General features: G+C 64.9%; 14 protein-coding genes. 6 read left to right on the top strand and 8 right to left on the bottom strand.

Annotated features, from left to right (window positions below; all coding sequences use genetic code 11):
* Positions 1-22: 22 nt before the first annotated feature.
* A complete protein-coding gene (locus tag HTY61_RS17270) occupies positions 23-928 on the bottom strand; it encodes a PfkB family carbohydrate kinase (RefSeq protein WP_175277962.1) in 906 nt (301 codons plus the stop codon).
* Positions 929-1108: 180 nt separating this feature from the next.
* Between HTY61_RS17270 and HTY61_RS17265 the strand changes: the two genes are divergently transcribed.
* The 6 genes from HTY61_RS17265 (at position 1109) to dctP (ending at position 6797) form a co-directional block, all read left to right on the top strand.
* Entirely contained in the window at positions 1109-1879 is a 771-nt protein-coding gene (locus HTY61_RS17265; RefSeq protein ID WP_175277961.1) for a GntR family transcriptional regulator, read from the top strand.
* A gap of 89 nt (positions 1880-1968) precedes the next feature.
* Positions 1969-2820: a sugar phosphate isomerase family gene (locus HTY61_RS17260; RefSeq protein ID WP_175277960.1), complete on the top strand. Its 852-nt coding sequence runs from the start codon at positions 1969-1971 to the stop codon at positions 2818-2820.
* A 4-nt stretch (positions 2821-2824) separates the two neighbouring features.
* The gene (locus tag HTY61_RS17255) at positions 2825-3679 is read left to right on the top strand and encodes a ChbG/HpnK family deacetylase (protein ID WP_175277959.1); all 855 of its coding nucleotides are present in this window, start codon (positions 2825-2827) and stop codon (positions 3677-3679) included.
* Positions 3667-4308 (top strand): TRAP transporter small permease, encoded by a 642-nt coding sequence (locus HTY61_RS17250; RefSeq protein WP_175277958.1) that lies wholly within the window; start codon positions 3667-3669, stop codon positions 4306-4308. The genes HTY61_RS17255 and HTY61_RS17250 overlap by 13 nt, the downstream gene beginning before the upstream one ends.
* A gap of 3 nt (positions 4309-4311) precedes the next feature.
* Positions 4312-5679, top strand: coding sequence for a TRAP transporter large permease (locus HTY61_RS17245; protein ID WP_175277957.1), 1368 nt, complete (start codon positions 4312-4314; stop codon positions 5677-5679).
* Between the two features lie 59 nt (positions 5680-5738).
* Positions 5739-6797 (top strand): TRAP transporter substrate-binding protein DctP, encoded by a 1059-nt coding sequence (dctP, locus tag HTY61_RS17240; protein ID WP_175277956.1) that lies wholly within the window; start codon positions 5739-5741, stop codon positions 6795-6797.
* A gap of 158 nt (positions 6798-6955) precedes the next feature.
* Here the strand turns inward: dctP and HTY61_RS17235 are convergent, their stop codons facing one another.
* Genes HTY61_RS17235 through mmsA form a run of 7 tightly spaced genes read right to left on the bottom strand, consistent with a single transcriptional unit; the run spans position 6956 to position 15885 of the window.
* Positions 6956-8464: an aldehyde dehydrogenase (NADP(+)) gene (locus HTY61_RS17235; protein ID WP_175277955.1), complete on the bottom strand. Its 1509-nt coding sequence runs from the start codon at positions 8462-8464 to the stop codon at positions 6956-6958.
* 29 nt (positions 8465-8493) lie between these two features.
* On the bottom strand, positions 8494-9384 hold the full coding sequence (locus HTY61_RS17230; protein ID WP_175278621.1) for an SMP-30/gluconolactonase/LRE family protein: 891 nt from the start codon (positions 9382-9384) through the stop codon (positions 8494-8496).
* A 27-nt stretch (positions 9385-9411) separates the two neighbouring features.
* Positions 9412-10329 (bottom strand): dihydrodipicolinate synthase family protein, encoded by a 918-nt coding sequence (locus tag HTY61_RS17225; RefSeq protein WP_175277954.1) that lies wholly within the window; start codon positions 10327-10329, stop codon positions 9412-9414.
* A 60-nt stretch (positions 10330-10389) separates the two neighbouring features.
* Positions 10390-11331 (bottom strand): Gfo/Idh/MocA family protein, encoded by a 942-nt coding sequence (locus tag HTY61_RS17220; protein WP_197945331.1) that lies wholly within the window; start codon positions 11329-11331, stop codon positions 10390-10392.
* Positions 11331-13073, bottom strand: a complete 1743-nt coding sequence (gene araD, locus HTY61_RS17215) for an L-arabinonate dehydratase (protein WP_175277953.1) — start codon at positions 13071-13073, stop codon at positions 11331-11333. The genes HTY61_RS17220 and araD overlap by 1 nt, the downstream gene beginning before the upstream one ends.
* Before the next feature lie 36 nt (positions 13074-13109).
* A complete protein-coding gene (gene mmsB / locus HTY61_RS17210) occupies positions 13110-14351 on the bottom strand; it encodes a multiple monosaccharide ABC transporter permease (protein WP_281367593.1) in 1242 nt (413 codons plus the stop codon).
* Between the two features lie 16 nt (positions 14352-14367).
* Entirely contained in the window at positions 14368-15885 is a 1518-nt protein-coding gene (gene mmsA / locus HTY61_RS17205) for a multiple monosaccharide ABC transporter ATP-binding protein (protein WP_175278619.1), read from the bottom strand.
* Between the last annotated feature and the right edge of the window lie 48 nt (positions 15886-15933).

Genomic DNA, 15933 nt, shown 5'->3' with positions numbered 1-15933 from the left:
TTCTCGCTCGCTTCGGCCCCGTTCATTCGAGAACTCCCTCGCCGGACATCAGCGCCATCGTTTCCTCCCGTCCCGGCAATGCCTCCGGACCGGTACCGTTCCTGCATTTCAGTGCCGCGGCTGCATTGGCGAAACGCACGGCCTGGAAAACCGAGCGCCCCTCGCCGAGGCCCAGCGCGAAGGCGCCGTGCCAGACATCGCCGGCACCCAGTGTGTCCACCGCCAGCACGGCGAAGGCCGCGACATGGGCAACGGCACCCTGGTCGAGATAGATCACGCCCTTCTCGCCATGGGTCACGCCCGCCCAGGCGGAATATCGGCCGGCGCAATATTTGAGCCCGGAAACCACGTCCTCCTCGCCCGAGAAGCTCTTCAGGCCCTGCGTCGAAAAGGCGATATGGGTGGCTTTCGCCATGGCGCCTTCAAGGGCCTCGAGGTCGTTCTCTGCATCGACCACGCAGGGAATGTCCCGGTCGCGGGCAAGCGAGATCAGTTTCTCCGCCCCCTCGGGCCACCGCGGATCGACGAGGACCGCATCGACCCCGTCGAGCTGGCGATCGCTGAGCATGTCCGCCGAGACGGCCAGCCCCTCGCCACGGAAATTCACGATCTGGCGCTCACCGTCCTCGTCAACATAGACGGAGGATACCGGCGCAACCGCCCCCGGGACGATGACGGACGGGGACCAGTCCACCCCTTCGCGCTCCAGCTCGGCCATGATTGTCTGGGAATTGGCATCGTCTCCCAGCCGGGTGCACAGGCTGGCGGAACCTCCCAGCCTCCTGACCGCGAGCGCGGCCATTGTCGCCGGGCCGCCGATCTGGGTGCGGTAGGCATGCGCGCGATACTTTTCACCGGCACGCGGAAACGCGTCGAGGTGAAACACGTGGTCCAGAACGGCCATGCCGAGAGTGAGTACGCGCGCCATCCGCATCTCTTATACAAGATTGCATCCGAAAAGGATTCGGATGAAAAATTCCTATATAAGAATAGCCGGTCTTTTACAAGACCTGCCCGGCGAGCCCGGGATGCGGCGGTGCCCCGTTGGCAGTTTCCCTTCGCCGCGCTATAGACACTCGACTGTTATGGAGGACTGGCAGAGGCCCGCATGCCCGATGGCAACGACGCCAAGGCGTCACCCCTTCGCACGAAAGCGACTGCCGGTGCCCGGCTCGGCTACACGCCGCTTTACCTTCAGGTCCGCCAGGATTTGCTGGACAGGATCATAGCCGGCACGTGGCAGCCCGGAATGGCACTGCCCTCCGAGCAGCAGCTTGCATCCCAGATGGGTGTATCGCAGGGAACCCTGCGCAAGGCGCTCGACGCTCTGGCCTCGGACGGGGTGATCGTCCGGCACCAGGGACGCGGAACCTTTGTCGCCGAGCACGACCAGCGTCGCACCCTGTTCCAGTTTTTCAAGATCGTCAGCGACGAGAACGGCCGAATCCCGCCCGAAACGGTGTACTGCCAGGTATCCATGCGCCCGGCGAGCGAGACCGAAAGGGAGGCACTCGAACTGGGCAAGGATGCCGATATCTGGGTCATCCTTCGCCACCGCGCCCTGAACGGACAGGTTGCGCTGGTCGAGGACATCGTGCTTCCGGCCGACAGGTTCCCGCAACTGGACACGAAGGTACCGCTGCCGAACAACATCTACGAGCTTTACGAACGCCAGTTCTCCGTGACCGTCGCCAATGCTCGCGAAAGGCTGCGCGCCGTCCGCGCCGAGGCCCCGGACGCCGAGATCCTGGGCTGCGCCGAGGGCGCGCCCCTGTTGCAGATCGAACGGCTGGCGGTGGCACTCGACGGTTCGGCGATCGAACTGCGCCGAACCCGATGCAGGACCGACCGGTTCCACTACATCAGCGAACTGCGTTGAATGCATGACTTTCCGCAACGCCGCGAGATTGACGAAATTCATATATAAGAGTTATAGGAATATCACCACGCGAGGAGGAGGAGAGCGCGTTGGATAGCTATGAGGGCACCGATGCCGCAACGGTAGCCGCACTCCGCGCGACGGAGGAGGAACTGCTGTCGGCGGCCGGTCCGCGTCTTTCCGTGCACGAGGATGCGGCCGCGTTGACGCGGGCCATGGCCGACCGGCTGTTCGAGGACATTGCCGGCTGCCTCGCCTCCAGGGGCCGCTGCACGCTCATCGTTCCCGTCGGCCCCGTCGGGCAGTACCAGCTTCTGGCGAAACGCTGCATTGACGAGCGGATGTCCCTCGACCGCGTCACGCTGATCGTGATGGACGAGTACCTCACCGTCGACAATCGCTGGATCGACGAGAGCGATCCGCTCAGCTTCCGTAGCCACATTCAGCGCAACCTGGTGGCGCTTCTGCCGCCGGACTTCCGGCCGCGGCTGGTGGTACCCGACCCGCTCGCCCTCGACGAGATTCCGCGGATCGTGCGACGGCAGGGCGTCGACTTTTCCTATGCCGGCGTCGGCATAACCGGCCACCTCGCCTTCAACGATCCCGTCACGGGATGCACCGACCCCGATTTCATCGCCGCGCTTCCCACGCGGGTCGTCCGGCTCAGCGAGCAGACTCGGCTGATCAATTCGGTGACGGCGGCGCGCGGCAACCTCCTGCGCATTCCGCGCATGGCGGTCACTGTGGGCATGAAGGAGATTCTTGCCGCCGGAAAGCTGCGCGTCTGGATGAACCGTCCCTGGCAGGGGGCGGCAATACGGCGGATGCTGCTTGGACCGCAAACGGCCGATTTTCCGGCGTCGTTGGTGCAGCGGCATGGCGATTTCACCGTGGACGCGACGCGCGAGGTCCTTGCGCGCCCCGAGCCGGAGCTGAGATAAGCCGATGGAATCCACGACCTTCCTCCTGCATCTCGATGACGTCGGCGCCACGGCCGGTTCCGTTGTCGCCTGGAAGGCGTTGCGCGCGGCGGGCACCGTCACCAGCGCATCGGTCATGGTGCCCTGTCCCTACTATCGCATGGCGGTCGAGGATTACCTTGAGGCCCCAGATCAGGACCTGGGCATCCACGTGACGCTGACCTCGGAATGGGACCGCTATCGCTGGCGGCCGCTTGCGGGCGGAAAGGGTGGATTGTGCGATTCCGAGGGCTTTTTCCACCGGCGCCCGCAGGACGTGCTCGCCCATGGCGACCCGCGGGCCGTGGAGGACGAGATGGAAGCGCAGATCCTGCGGGCGCTCGAGGACGGGCTGAAGCCGACCCATCTCGACGCCCACATGGGAACGGCGTTCCTGACGCCTTTCATGGAAGGATTGTGGCGGCTGGCCGAACGCTACGGACTGAGGATCCCGTTCTGCCGCGACACCTCCGCGCTGTTCGACGCGGTGCGCATCGCGGACCCGGATATCGGTCTCTACCGGGAGCTTGCCGCACAGGCACGGGCAGGGGGCGATCCGGTCTTCGACAGCTTCCTGATCGGCTTCACGCCGGAGGGCACGCCCGCCTCGTCCTTTTTCCGGGACATGGTCGACCGCGCACCGTCAGGCACCCACTGGTGGGCGATACACGCGAATGCGCCCGACGACACGCGACATTTCGCCCCCCACATGGTCTGGCCGCGCACGCAGGAACATGCCTTGTTCTCCGGGCCGGAAGGCCGCATGGTCTTCGACGGTTGCCGGGTCGCGAACTGGCACACGCTCACGAAGGACAGTGGAACAGCCGCATGCGCCAGCTGATCAGCCTGCTTTCCCGCGTCAACCGCGCCGTGTCCGAGCTCGGCGTCGGGCTGGCCTGCCTGTTTCTGGTGATGATGACTGCGGCGGTGCTCCTGCAGGTGGTGAGCCGGGAAATGCGCGCGCCCATCGGCTGGACCGAGGAAGTTGCGCTCGCCTCCATGGTCTGGGTGACCTTCCTCATCGGCCCCTGGGCCTACCGCCATCACCAGTTCACCCGGATCGACGTGGCCCTGGAGGCCATGTCCCCGCGCACCCGCATGATCACGAACCTCCTGATCCATCTCTTTGAGGCAGTGCTGCTGGTCGGCGCGATCTACTACAGCTGGCGCTTCTTTTCCGGCGGCAACAGCCTTCTTCCGCAGACAACCCGGCTCCTTCGCAATCTCGTGACGCCGCTCATCGGCGCCGACGCTGCCGGCGACCTGGTCGTGAAGAACAAGTATGTCTACGTCATCCTGCCCGTCGGCTTCACCGGTCTGCTGCTGGTCTCCGCCGAGCACCTGCTGCGTTCGCTGCGGACGCTCGCGACCGGCCGCGAGGAAATCCGGAATTTCGACCTCGACGGAAGCGCGCGGACACCCGAGGCGGATATCGGCGACACGCCCGCTCGGCCGGGCAGGGAGGACTGAGCCATGGGTGGATTCGCCGCCGCGATCAAGGGGCTCGCCGTATTCTGGGGTTTCCTGCTCCTGCTGGCCATCGGCGTGCCGGTCTTCTTCGCCATGCTCGGCGCCGGGGTACTCCAGCTCTGGCAGATCGACCGGATTGCCTTTCTGGGCATGCAGGTGAACCGGATCTATTCCGGCATCGCGTCCTTTCCGATCATGGCCGTGCCCTTCTTCATCCTTGCCGGCGAGATCATGAATTCCGGCATGGTCACGCGCGCGCTGGTCGATTTCTCCCGCGCCATGCTTGGCCACATCCGGGGCGGGCTGGCGCATGTGAACATCGCTGCCAGCGTCCTTTTCGCCGGTCTTTCCGGTTCCGCCGTCGCGGACACCTCGGCGCTCGGTTCCATGCTCATTCCGGCCATGGAGAAGAACGGCTACTCCCGCTCCTTCGCGGCGGCCATCACCGCGGCGAGTTCGGTGATCGGCCCGGTCATCCCGCCCTCCGGGTTGATGGTGCTCTATGCCTTCGTGATGAATGTGGACGTGGCGCGCATGTTCCTCGGTGGCATCGTTCCCGGCCTGCTGCTTGCCGGCTCGCTGATGATCGTGACGGCCTTCATGGCGCGGCGATTCGATTTTCCGGTCGCCAACGAGCGCATGCCCTGGCGCCAGCGCGGGCGCGCCGGGCTGCGCGCCTTCTTCCCGCTTCTCACCCCGATCATCCTGCTGGGCGGCATCCTGTCGGGCTATTTCACGCCGACCGAGGCGGCCGCCGTGGCCGTTGCCTATGCGCTTCTTTTCAACATCTGCGTGATGATCTGCCATCGCCTCGGCCTCGTCGGCGAGGACGGTTTCGGCCTGGCGACCTTCGTGAAGATCCTGCGCCGCACCGCGATCCAGTCCGGTGTCGTGCTGCTTCTGGTGGGCGTGGCGAGCGGCTTCAGCCAGATCGTCGCCATTGCCGGCGTGCCGGCCAAGCTCACCGACATGATGCTGTCGGTCTCCGACAATGTCGTCGTCTTCCTGCTGATGGTGAACCTGTTCCTTTTCATCGTCGGCATGGTGCTCGACGCCGGGCCGGCCATCCTCATCCTGGGGCCGATCCTCGCGCCCGCTGCCGCCACCTACGGCGTGGACCCGGTGCATTTCGCGGTCATGATGTGCCTGAACGTCACCGTCGGCCTCGCCACGCCGCCCATGGGGCTGGTGCTGTTCGTGGCGACCTCCATCTCGGGGGCCCGCTTTGCCGACATCGTGCGCGCCATCATCCCGTTCCTGCTCGCCGAAATTGTGGTGATTATGCTGGTGGCCTACGTCCCCGCCCTCACCCTCACCCTGCCGTGGCTATGGGAGAATGGAGGTACACTGTTTTCCGGAAGCGCAGGCTGACCGGCAATGATCCGACAAGAGCGCCGCCAAGGTGCCATGAACAACCGAAGGAGGAGAATATGAAATTCCTGAAAACCGCAATCGCCGCATCGGCCCTTGCCATCGGCCTTTCGACGTCGGCATCCGCTCAGGAGCCGGAATTCAAACTGGTCACCCCGCTTGCCACGGGTGAGGACAACTATAACTACCAGGCGATGCAGGCCTTTCGTAACCACGTCTTCAACAAGTCCAACGGACGGGTAGACGTGGAAATCTACACCGGCGGAACATTGTGCGCATCAGGACGCGAATGCTTTGAAGGCATGCAGGCCGGCCTCGTGGACATATACCAGTCGAATTTCGGCGAGCCGGGCAATCTGTGGCCCGCATTCGCCGGCCTTGATCTTCCCTACATGCTTCGCGACGACCAGGTGGCCGAATGCGTGTTCGACGATCAGGAATTCATGTCCAGCCTGCGCCGCGGCATGCTCGAGCAGACAGGCAATATCCGCCTGATGGTGATTTCCAACTCGGGTGGCTGGCGCAACTTCGCCACCACCACAACACCCATCCTCACACCCGAGGATGTCAAGGGCATGAAGCTGCGCACGATCCCGGCGGAGATCCAGCAGGAACTGGTACGCCAGCTGGGTGGTGCGCCCACCGGCATTTCATGGCCGGAAGTCTACACCTCGCTTGCCACGGGTGTCGTCGAGGGCACCAAGAACGGCATCACCGACATCGTGGTCATGAACTTCCACGAGCACATCAAGCACATCACGCTCGACGGGCATGCCTACATGGGCGGAACCTGGTTCATCAACAACGACAAGTTCATGGCGATGGACGAGGACCTGCGCAAGATCGTCGTCGAGGGTTTCGAGATCATCGAGCAGTATCTCCGCGCCTATCCGAAATACCACGACGTGAAATCCTTCCAGGCATTCGTCGAGGCGGGCGGCACGATCCACAGCCTGACCAACGAGCAGAAGGCGGCCTTCCGCGAGGCGGCAAGCGGCATGGAAGACTGGTTTACCAGCCAGGACCCCGCCAACCAGGGTTTCCTCGACAACTACAAGTCGGCGATCGCCAAGTGCGAGGCATCGGTGGATGCCTTGCTCGAGGCAGCGGTTCAGTAGACGTCTTGCCCGAATGAACCAGCAGCCCCCGCGCTTGCAGGCGCGGGGGCTTTCGCTTATCCGGGTTCTCCTGCCGCAGCGGGAATCCGCGATCGCGGGCGAGGCGGGTGTTCACACGGCATGCTTGCGCCCCCCTGACCCGGCTTCGACCGAGTGTCCTATTCCCTCAGATCGTCGGGCAGCAGGCTTTCCGGCATGTTCTGGTAGCAGACCGGCCGGAGGAAGCGGCGGATGGAAAGCGTGCCGACCGAGGTTGCGCCGAAGTTGGTCGTGGCCGGATACGGTCCGCCATGCACCATGGCATCGCAAACCTCGACGCCGGTCGGATAGCCGTTGGCAAGTATACGGCCCGCCTTGCGTTCCAGCACCGGCATCAGCCTGCGGCCATGCTCCGTGTCGCCCTCGTCCATGTGCAGCGTGCAGGTCAGCTGCCCCTGCAGCGAATGCGCGATCGCCAGCATTTCGTCGAAATCGGCGGCCGTGACCAAGATGCCGAGCGGCCCGAACACCTCCTCGCCGAGGATGTGGTTGTCGAGCCAGTCACGGCCCGCGACCCGATAGAGATAGGGCGTGGCGTTGCGCAGGTCGCAGGTCGAGGTCAGCAGTTCCTGCACCCCGGTCGTTCGCGCCACGCGTTCGCGTCCGGCCCGATATGCCTCGGCAATTCCGCCGGTCAGCATGGTCTGCGCGCCGACCCGCGCGAGCGCCTCCGTTGCCGCCGTTGCAAAGGCATCTGCATCCGGTCCGTCGATGACAACGGCTATGCCGGGATTGGTGCAGAATTGCCCGGCCCCCATGGTCAGCGACCCTGCCCAGCCCTTCGCGATGTCGGCCCCGCGCGCCTGCACGGCATCCGGTAGCAGGAACATCGGATTGACCGAGCCCATCTCGCCGTAGAAGGGGATCGGTTCGGGCCTGGCCGCGCACAGGTCGAACAGCGCCCGCCCGCCGGCGAGCGAACCGGTAAAGCCGACCGCCTTGATCAGCGGATGCGTAACCAGGGCCTGCCCGGCCGCCATGTCGTCGCCCTGCACCAGCGAGAATGCGCCCGGATGGACCCCGCATTTCCTGATCGCCGCATCGATTGCCTGGGCAACGATTTCGCCCGTGCCGGGATGGGCCGGATGGCCTTTCACCACGACGGGACATCCCGCTGCAAGCGCAGCCGCAGTGTCTCCACCGGCGGTGGAGAAGGCGAGCGGGAAATTCGAAGCGCCGAACACGGCGACCGGGCCGACCGGGCGCTGGATCATGCGCAGGTCCGGGCGCGGCAGGGGCTGACGCTCCGGCAGGGCCGCATCGTGGCGCCGGTCGAGATAGTCGCCCTTGCGGATATGGGCTGCGAACATGCGCAACTGCCCGGTGGTGCGCCCGCGCTCCCCTTCCAGCCGCGCTTCCGGAAGGCCGGTCTCGGAGGTGCCGATGGCTGTGATTTCCTTGCCGCGCGCGTCGATCTCGTCGGCAATTATCTCGAGGAAGGCTGCGCGCTCCTCGCGGCCCGAATAGCCGTAGGTCCGGAAGGCGTCCTCGGCTCCCCTCGCGGCGGCATCGACATGTGCCGGCGTGCCGACGGCGAACACGTGCGCCTGCCCGTGCGCCGGGTCGCTCGAAAACGTCGCCTCGCCCGCTACCCATTCGCCCGCGATCAGGTGCTTTCCCGTAAGCATGTCAGGTCCTTCGTGTCGGTCGTTTCAAATCAGCTTTCATGCAAAAAATCCGTGTCGGCTTGTCCCTTGAAGCCGCCTTCAATCACGTAGGTGAAACCGGCGCCCGGATCTGCCGCACGTGCCCCCGCGTCCAGTCCCTCCCAAGCCGTCGTCACCAGCATGCGGTCGAGTTCACGACCGACGAAGGCGGCACAGCTTGTTTGCGAGGCCGGAACCTCGTAGGTCCGCACCAGCTTTCCGTCGGGCGCGAAGCCGGACACCGATCCTCCGCCCCATGCCGCGTTCCAGAGCACGCCGTCGGCGTCCGTCACGGAGCCGTCGAAACTGCCGCCGAGCGGAAGGTCTTCCTCCGACAGGAACCTCTCCGGTTCGCCAAGCGGCAAGCCCGTTGCGGGATCGAGCATCACGCGCCAGACCGTGTTGACGGCGGTGTCCGCGAAATAGCCGGTGCGCCCGTCCGGCGAGAAGCAGATCGAGTTGGGAATGGATATCCCGCGGAACAGGGCGCGCGGCGCCGTGCCGTCAAACCAGTAGATCGTGCCGGCCCGCGGTTCCGCCTTCTTCCCCATCGTGCCGATCCACAGGCGGCCCGAGGGATGCACGCGGCCATCGTTCGATCGCGTCGCCGGATTGTCGGCTTCCAGCGGCGCAAGCAGCGACAACGCGCCGTCGCCCTTCGAACGCAGATAAAGCCCGTCATCCATCGCCAGAAGCTGTCGCTCACCGTCGATGCGTGCGACGACCGAGGCCATGCGGGGCAGGGAATGCACCGTCGTCTCGCCATCCGCAAAGCGGTGCTCGAACAGCTTCATGCCGAGAATGTCGAACCACCATGCGGTATCGCTGTCCGCCTCGTAGTGCGGACCTTCTCCGAGTTCGCAGCACTCGGCGGGAAGCTTCTGTGTTGCCGCCTTGGTAATCGTCACGCCGGCCGTCCTTTCCGGTTTCTACTTGCCCCATCTCAGCGCGAGCACGTCGAGATCGCGCGCCAGTTCCAGCAACCTGTTGCGCGTCCGCGCCGACATCGGCTTCAGCGGATGGCGCACGAAATCGCTACCGATCACGCCGCCTTCCATGAAGACCGTCTTGGCCGCCCGGAGGCCGCACTGGCGGTTCTCGTGGTTTATCAGCGGCAGGCAGAGCTTCCACTGTTCCAGCGCGGCCTCGACATTGCCCGCCCGGTATTCCGTGACGATGGGCCGGATCTTTTCCGGGAACATCGCCGATGTCATCGTACCCGTCGCGCCGGCATCGAGATCCGCCAGAAGCGTCACCGCCTCCTCGCCATCGAACGGCCCGTCGATATGGTCGCCCGCGGCTTCTGTCAGTGCCGCCAGCTTGTCGGCGGCGAAGGGGCACTCGATCTTGAAGTAGGACACGTTTTCCAGTTCGCGTGCCATGCGGGCGAGCAACTCCACCGGCAGGTTCACGCCCGAAAGCGGCGCGTCCTGGACCATGATCGGTATCCGGATTGCCCGGTTCACCGCCTCGAAATGCTCGTATATGCCCTGCGGCGCGGCCTGCAGCCCGGCGCCGTGATAGGGCGGCATCATCATCACCATCGACGCGCCCATCGCCTCCGCGTCCCTCGCCCGGCCGACGACGATATCGGTCGAGAAATGGCTGATCGTGACGATGACCGGGATGCGGCCGGCCGCGTGTTCGAGGCTGATCCGCATCAGGGTCGCGCGTTCCTCGTCGGAAAGCAGGAACTGCTCGGAATAGTTGGCCAGAATGCAGATCGCGTCAACGCCCTGATCAATCATGCAGTCGATGACGCGGCGCATTCCGTCTTCGTCAACGCGGCCGTCGTCGTGGAACGGCGTCGGCGCGACAGGCAGGATTCCGGCAAGCGGCAATTTCATGTCTTTTCCCCTGTTGCGATCATCGGTCGGCGGGCCTGCCCGGCGGCTCCCCGGCCCCGCTCATTCCTCGAACGGCTCCACCGTGACCCGGCGGCCGAGCAGAAATGCGTCCGCCACCAGCGTCATCGGCGCGAGATCCATGTCGATTCCGCCGTCGCGCACCAGCTTCGCCATCTTCGCGTAGAGTCGTGGATACTCGCCCAGCAGCGGATTGCCGTCGGCATCCTGTTCCGCTGCCGTTTCGCCATTGATCGACAGCCTGGCGCCGCCCTCGGTAAGCCGTAGCACGCCGTCATCGGTTTCCGCCTCGATCATCCAGGTCTGGTCGCCCTCCTGCCGCCAGTCGAACACCGCGGATATGTCGGCACCGTGCGGATGCGCGAAAACGAGGGATGCCGCGATCGGCGTTTCGCGGTTCTCCGGGAACTCCAGAGAGGCGGCAGTCAGGCGGATCGCGTCGGGCAGGATCTCGGTGACGATGGAAAGCGCATTGATACCGGGATCGAACACTCCGAGTCCGCCGGCCTTCCATATCCATTCCTGGCCAGGATGCCAGCGCCGCACGTCTTCCTTCCACGTCACCTTGAGAGATTTCAGACGCTTGTCTTTCAGCCAGTCCCTGGCTTGGTTCACCTGGGCGGCTTCCCGAGAATGCCATGTCGCGTAGACGGATACGCCGGCCTCGCGCGCCATGGCCTCCAGCGCGTGGCACTCGGCAACGGTCGCGCCCGGCGGTTTCTCCAGCATGACATGCCGGCCCGCTCTCAATGCGGCGACGGCGTAGTCGAAGCGCGGCACCGGCGGCAGGCACAGCGAGACGACCTCGATGTCGGGACGTTCCGCAAGCAGCGTGTCCAGGTCGGCGAATGCCTCCACCCCGTCCACGCTGCCGTGGCGGGAGACCGTCGCGGCGAGTTCCCAGTCCTTCGATCCGTTGATCGCCGGCACGTGCTGATCGCGCGCGATCTTGCCGATGCCGACGAGGGCGACCTTCATGCTCATCAGTGCGAATCCCGTCCGACGGGCGCTCCGCGGCACCCCCTGAGAAAATCGAGGTCAGCGCCGGTATCGGCTCCCTGCACATGGGCCTGATGCAGCCAAGCGTAGCCCGATTCGGGCTGTTCCGTCGGCGGCGTCCATTGCGCCATGCGTTCCTTCAACTCCGCCTCCGGAAGATCGATGTGGAGCCGACGTGCCTCGACGTCGAGTTCGATCATGTCGCCGTCGCGCACGACCGCGAGCGGTCCACCGACCGCAGCCTCGGGCGACGTGTGCAGAATGACCGTGCCGTAGGCCGTTCCGGACATGCGGGCGTCCGAAATGCGCACCATGTCGGTGATGCCCTTCTTCAGGATCTTCGGCGGCAACCCCATGTTGCCGACCTCCGCCATGCCGGGATAGCCCTTCGGCCCGCAATTCTTCAACACGAGCACGCAGGTCTCGTCGACATCGAGCCCCTCGTCGTTGATGCGCGCCTTGTAGTCGTCGATGTCCTCGAACACCACCGCACGACCGCGGTGCTTGAGCAGGTGCGGCGATGCCGCGGACGGCTTGATCACCGCGCCGCCGGGCGCCAGGTTGCCCTTGAGCACCGCGATGCCGCCCTGCCTGGTCAGCGCCTTGTCCACGGGACGGATCACGTCCGGATTGTGGTTCACCGCATCCTTGACCTCGTCCCAGATGGACATGCCGGAAACCGTCAGCGCATCGCGATGCAAGAGGCCGGATTCGCCGAGATGCCGGAGCACGACCGGCAAGCCGCCCGCATAGAAGAACTCCTCCATCAGGTATTCGCCCGAGGGCATCAGGTTGACGATCGTCGCCACGTCGCGGCCGCACCGGTCCCAGTCGTCCAGCGTCAGGTCGACGCCGACCCGGCCCGCGATCGCGAGGAGATGGATGACGGCATTGGTCGACCCGCCGATTGCGCCGTTCGTGCGGATGGCATTCTCGAACGCCGCTTTGGTCATCACGTCGGAAGGTTTCAGGTCGTCCTTGACCATCTGGACGATGCGTCGGCCCGAAAGCTGCGCCATCACCCGGCGCCGGCTGTCGACGGCCGGTATGGCGGCGTTGCCCGACAGCGCCATGCCGAGGGCCTCGGCCATCGAGGCCATCGTGGACGCGGTGCCCATCGTGTTGCACGAGCCGGGCGACCGCGACATCGAGGCCTCGGCCTCCAGGAAATCCTCCGCGGTCATCTCGCCGGCCTTCACGGCCTCCGAAAACTTCCACAAATGCGTACCCGACCCGACGCGCTCGCCGCGAAAATAGCCGTTCAGCATGGGACCGCCGGTCACCACGATGGAAGGCAGGTCGGTGGACGCCGCCCCCATCAGCAGGCTCGGCGTGGTCTTGTCGCAGCCGACCAGCAGCACCGCGCCATCGATCGGTTGACCACGCATCGCCTCCTCGACGGCCATGGCCGCGAGATTGCGGAACATCATGGCCGTCGGCCGGAACGAGCTTTCGGCCGCCGAGAAGACCGGAACCTCGACGGGGAACCCGCCGGCCTCGTAGACGCCGTGCTTCACGCGCTCGGCAAGATCGTGCAGATGCGCATTGCAGGGCGTGAGTTCCGACCACGTGTTGAGGATGCCGATCACGGGCCGTCCGTCGAAGACGTCGTGCGGGAATCCCTGGTTCTTCATCCAGCCCCGGTGATAGATCTGGTCGCGACCGGTACCGCCGAACCATTCCTGCGAGCGCAATTTGCGGGGCCATGCGGCCGGCTTGAAACTCATGGCTTTCCTCGGGAAACGCGGAATGGATACACGGTGTCAGCCCTGCTTCTGCTTGTTGTAGACATCGAAAACCACCGCGGCGAGCAGCACGAGGCCCTTGATCATCTGCTGGTAGTCGATGCCGATGCCCATGATGGACATGCCGTTGTTGAGCACGCCCATCAGGAAGGCGCCGACCACGGCGCCGACGATCGTGCCGACGCCGCCGGACATCGAGGCGCCGCCGATGAAGACTGCCGCGATCACGTCGAGTTCGAGCGCGAAGCCGGCCTTGGGCGTGGCGGTATTGAGCCGCGCCGCGAAGACGAGCCCCGCGGCGGCGGCGAGCAGTCCCATGTTGACGAAGGCCAGGAAGGTCAGCCGCTCCGTCTTGATGCCCGACAGTTTCGCGGCCTTGGCGTTGCCGCCCAGCGCGTAGACCCGCCGCCCGATCACCGTGTTCTGCGTCAGGAAGGCGTAGATGACGGTCAGTATGCCCATGGTGATCAGAACATTGGGTAGGCCGCGGAAGGTCGAGAGCTTGTAGGTGATGAAGACGATCGCCGCCGCCACGATGGCGTTGCGTGCGACAAAGAAGCTGCGCGGCTCGTCGACGATGCCGTAGGCGCGGTTGCGGGCGCGCTGGAGCAGGCCGATCCAGACCAGCGCACACGCGGCGGCAACGCCCGCCAGCAGGGCCAGCACGTTGACCTGCCGCACGCCGAACAGGTCGGCGAGACCCGTTCCGAGCCCGGCGGGGAAGAGATCCGGCACAAATCCGTTGGCGATGACCTGGAACTCGCGCGGGAACGGGCCGACCGACTGCCCTTCGAGCAGCCAGAGCGACAGGCCGCGGAAGACCAGCATCCCGGCCAGGGTGACGATGAAGGACGGGATCCGCCAGTAGGCGATCCAGTATCCCTGCGCCGCGCCGATCACCGCCCCGGTCAGCAGGCACACCGCGATCGTCGCGAGCACCGACTGGTCGTAATTGACGATCATCACGGCGGCCAGCGCGCCAATGAACCCCATCACCGAGCCGACCGACAGGTCGATATTGCCGGACACGATAACGATCAGCATGCCGAGCGCCATGATCACGATATAGCTGTTCTGGAGCAGCAGGTTGGTGATGTTGACCGCGCGCAGCAGCGTGCCGTCCGTCACCAGCTGGAAGAACACCATGATCGCGATCAGCGCGAAAAGCAGGCCGTATTCGCGCAGATGCGAGGACAGGTAGTCCCGGACGCCCTTACCCCCGTCCTTGACGTTTTCGGCGATAGTGTCGCTTTGCGCTATTGCCAACTTGGCCTCCCTACTCGTTGACGATGAGCGACATGATCCGCTCGGGGCTGGCTTCCGCGGCGGCGAGTTCGCCGACGAGCGCGCCTTCGTTCATCACGTAGATCCTGTCGCACATGCCGATGAGCTCGGGCATTTCCGACGAGATCATGACGACGCCTTTTCCCTCGGCAGCCAGCTCGTTGATGATCGTGTAGATTTCGTATTTCGCGCCGACGTCGATGCCGCGGGTCGGCTCGTCGAGGATGAGCACCTCGGGCGTGGTGTTCAGCCACTTCGCCAGAACGACCTTCTGCTGGTTGCCGCCCGAGAGATTGACCGTTCTCTGGAAGACGGAGGGCGTGCGAATTGCCAGCGCGTCGCGGAACTTCTCGGCGACCCGGGTTTCCTCGTTGTGATTCAGTATCCCGGTGGAGGAAACCGACTCGAGATGGGCAAGCGTGGTATTGAAACGAATGGATTCATCGAGCACGAGGCCCAGCGACTTGCGATCCTCGGTGACATAGGAAATGCCGGAACCGATTGCCCGGTCCACGCTGCTGACATCGACAGGACGGCCTGCCAGGCGGACGCTGCCCGTGATGTTGCGGCCGTAGCTGCGCCCGAAGATCGACATGGCGAGTTCGGTCCGGCCGCTTCCCATAAGTCCGGCGATTCCGACAACCTCGCCGCGCCGCACGTTGAAGGAGGCGTTCCTGATGACCTGCCGGTCGGCATGTTCGGGATGCCAGACGTTCCAGTTTTCGACCTCGAGCAGCACGTCTCCGGGCCGCCGCGCGTGTTCCGGAAACCGCTGCGTCATTTCACGGCCGACCATGTCGCGCACGATCCGGTCCTCGCTCAGGCCCTTCGAGGCATCTAGGGTGGAAACCGTCATGCCGTCGCGGATCACGGTCACGGTATCGGCGACGTAGCGAACCTCGCCGAGCTTGTGCGATATGACGATGCAAGTGACGCCCTGTGACTTCAATTCCAGCATCAGATCGAGCAGCTTGCGGCTGTCGTTTTCCTGCAGGGCTGCGGTCGGCTCGTCGAGAATGAGCAGCTTGACGTCCTTGGACAGGGCCTTGGCGATCTCGACCAGTTGCTGCTTGCCGACGCCCAGGCTATCGACCTTTGTCGTCGGCGCCTCCCTGAGGCCGACCTTGGCCAGCAGGGCTTCGGTCCTGTTGTTGGTCTCGCGCCAGTCGATCACGCCGCCGCGGGCGCATTCGTTGCCCAGGAAGATGTTCTCCGCGATGGAGAGCTGGGGCACAAGCGCCAGTTCCTGGTGGATGATGATGATGCCGCGGCTCTCGCTGTCGCGGATATCGCGGAACGCGACGGGTTCGCCCTCGAAGACGATCTCGCCGTCGAAGCTGCCTGCCGGATAGACGCCTGACAGGACCTTCATCAGGGTGGATTTGCCGGCACCGTTCTCGCCGCAGACTGCGTGAATCTCGCCCGTGCGCACGGAAAGGCTCACCCCGTCGAGTGCCCGGACACCGGGAAACTCCTTGGTGATCTCTCGCATTTCAAGAAGGTTGGTCATGTCCGAACCTGACTCGGCAAATCGCATCGGATGCCTCCCCCCGCCGCG

Origin of the sequence: Oricola thermophila (assembly GCF_013358405.1) — a bacterium.
Classification (GTDB): Bacteria; Pseudomonadota; Alphaproteobacteria; order Rhizobiales; family Rhizobiaceae; genus Oricola; species Oricola thermophila.
This window is presented reverse-complemented; position numbering and strand designations above follow the sequence as displayed.

Bases quoted from the DNA above. Each gene is read 5' to 3' on its own strand.
- HTY61_RS17270 (WP_175277962.1), bottom strand. From the start codon at position 928: ATGGCGCGCGTACTCACTCTCGGCATGGCCGTTCTGGACCACGTGTTT.
- HTY61_RS17265 (WP_175277961.1), top strand. From the start codon at position 1,109: ATGCCCGATGGCAACGACGCCAAGGCGTCACCCCTTCGCACGAAAGCG.
- HTY61_RS17255 (WP_175277959.1), top strand. From the start codon at position 2,825: ATGGAATCCACGACCTTCCTCCTGCATCTCGATGACGTCGGCGCCACG.
- HTY61_RS17250 (WP_175277958.1), top strand. From the start codon at position 3,667: ATGCGCCAGCTGATCAGCCTGCTTTCCCGCGTCAACCGCGCCGTGTCC.
- HTY61_RS17245 (WP_175277957.1), top strand. From the start codon at position 4,312: ATGGGTGGATTCGCCGCCGCGATCAAGGGGCTCGCCGTATTCTGGGGT.
- dctP (WP_175277956.1), top strand. From the start codon at position 5,739: ATGAAATTCCTGAAAACCGCAATCGCCGCATCGGCCCTTGCCATCGGC.
- HTY61_RS17235 (WP_175277955.1), bottom strand. From the start codon at position 8,464: ATGCTTACGGGAAAGCACCTGATCGCGGGCGAATGGGTAGCGGGCGAG.
- HTY61_RS17225 (WP_175277954.1), bottom strand. From the start codon at position 10,329: ATGAAATTGCCGCTTGCCGGAATCCTGCCTGTCGCGCCGACGCCGTTC.
- HTY61_RS17220 (WP_197945331.1), bottom strand. From the start codon at position 11,331: ATGAGCATGAAGGTCGCCCTCGTCGGCATCGGCAAGATCGCGCGCGAT.
- araD (WP_175277953.1), bottom strand. From the start codon at position 13,073: ATGAGTTTCAAGCCGGCCGCATGGCCCCGCAAATTGCGCTCGCAGGAA.
- mmsA (WP_175278619.1), bottom strand. From the start codon at position 15,885: ATGACCAACCTTCTTGAAATGCGAGAGATCACCAAGGAGTTTCCCGGT.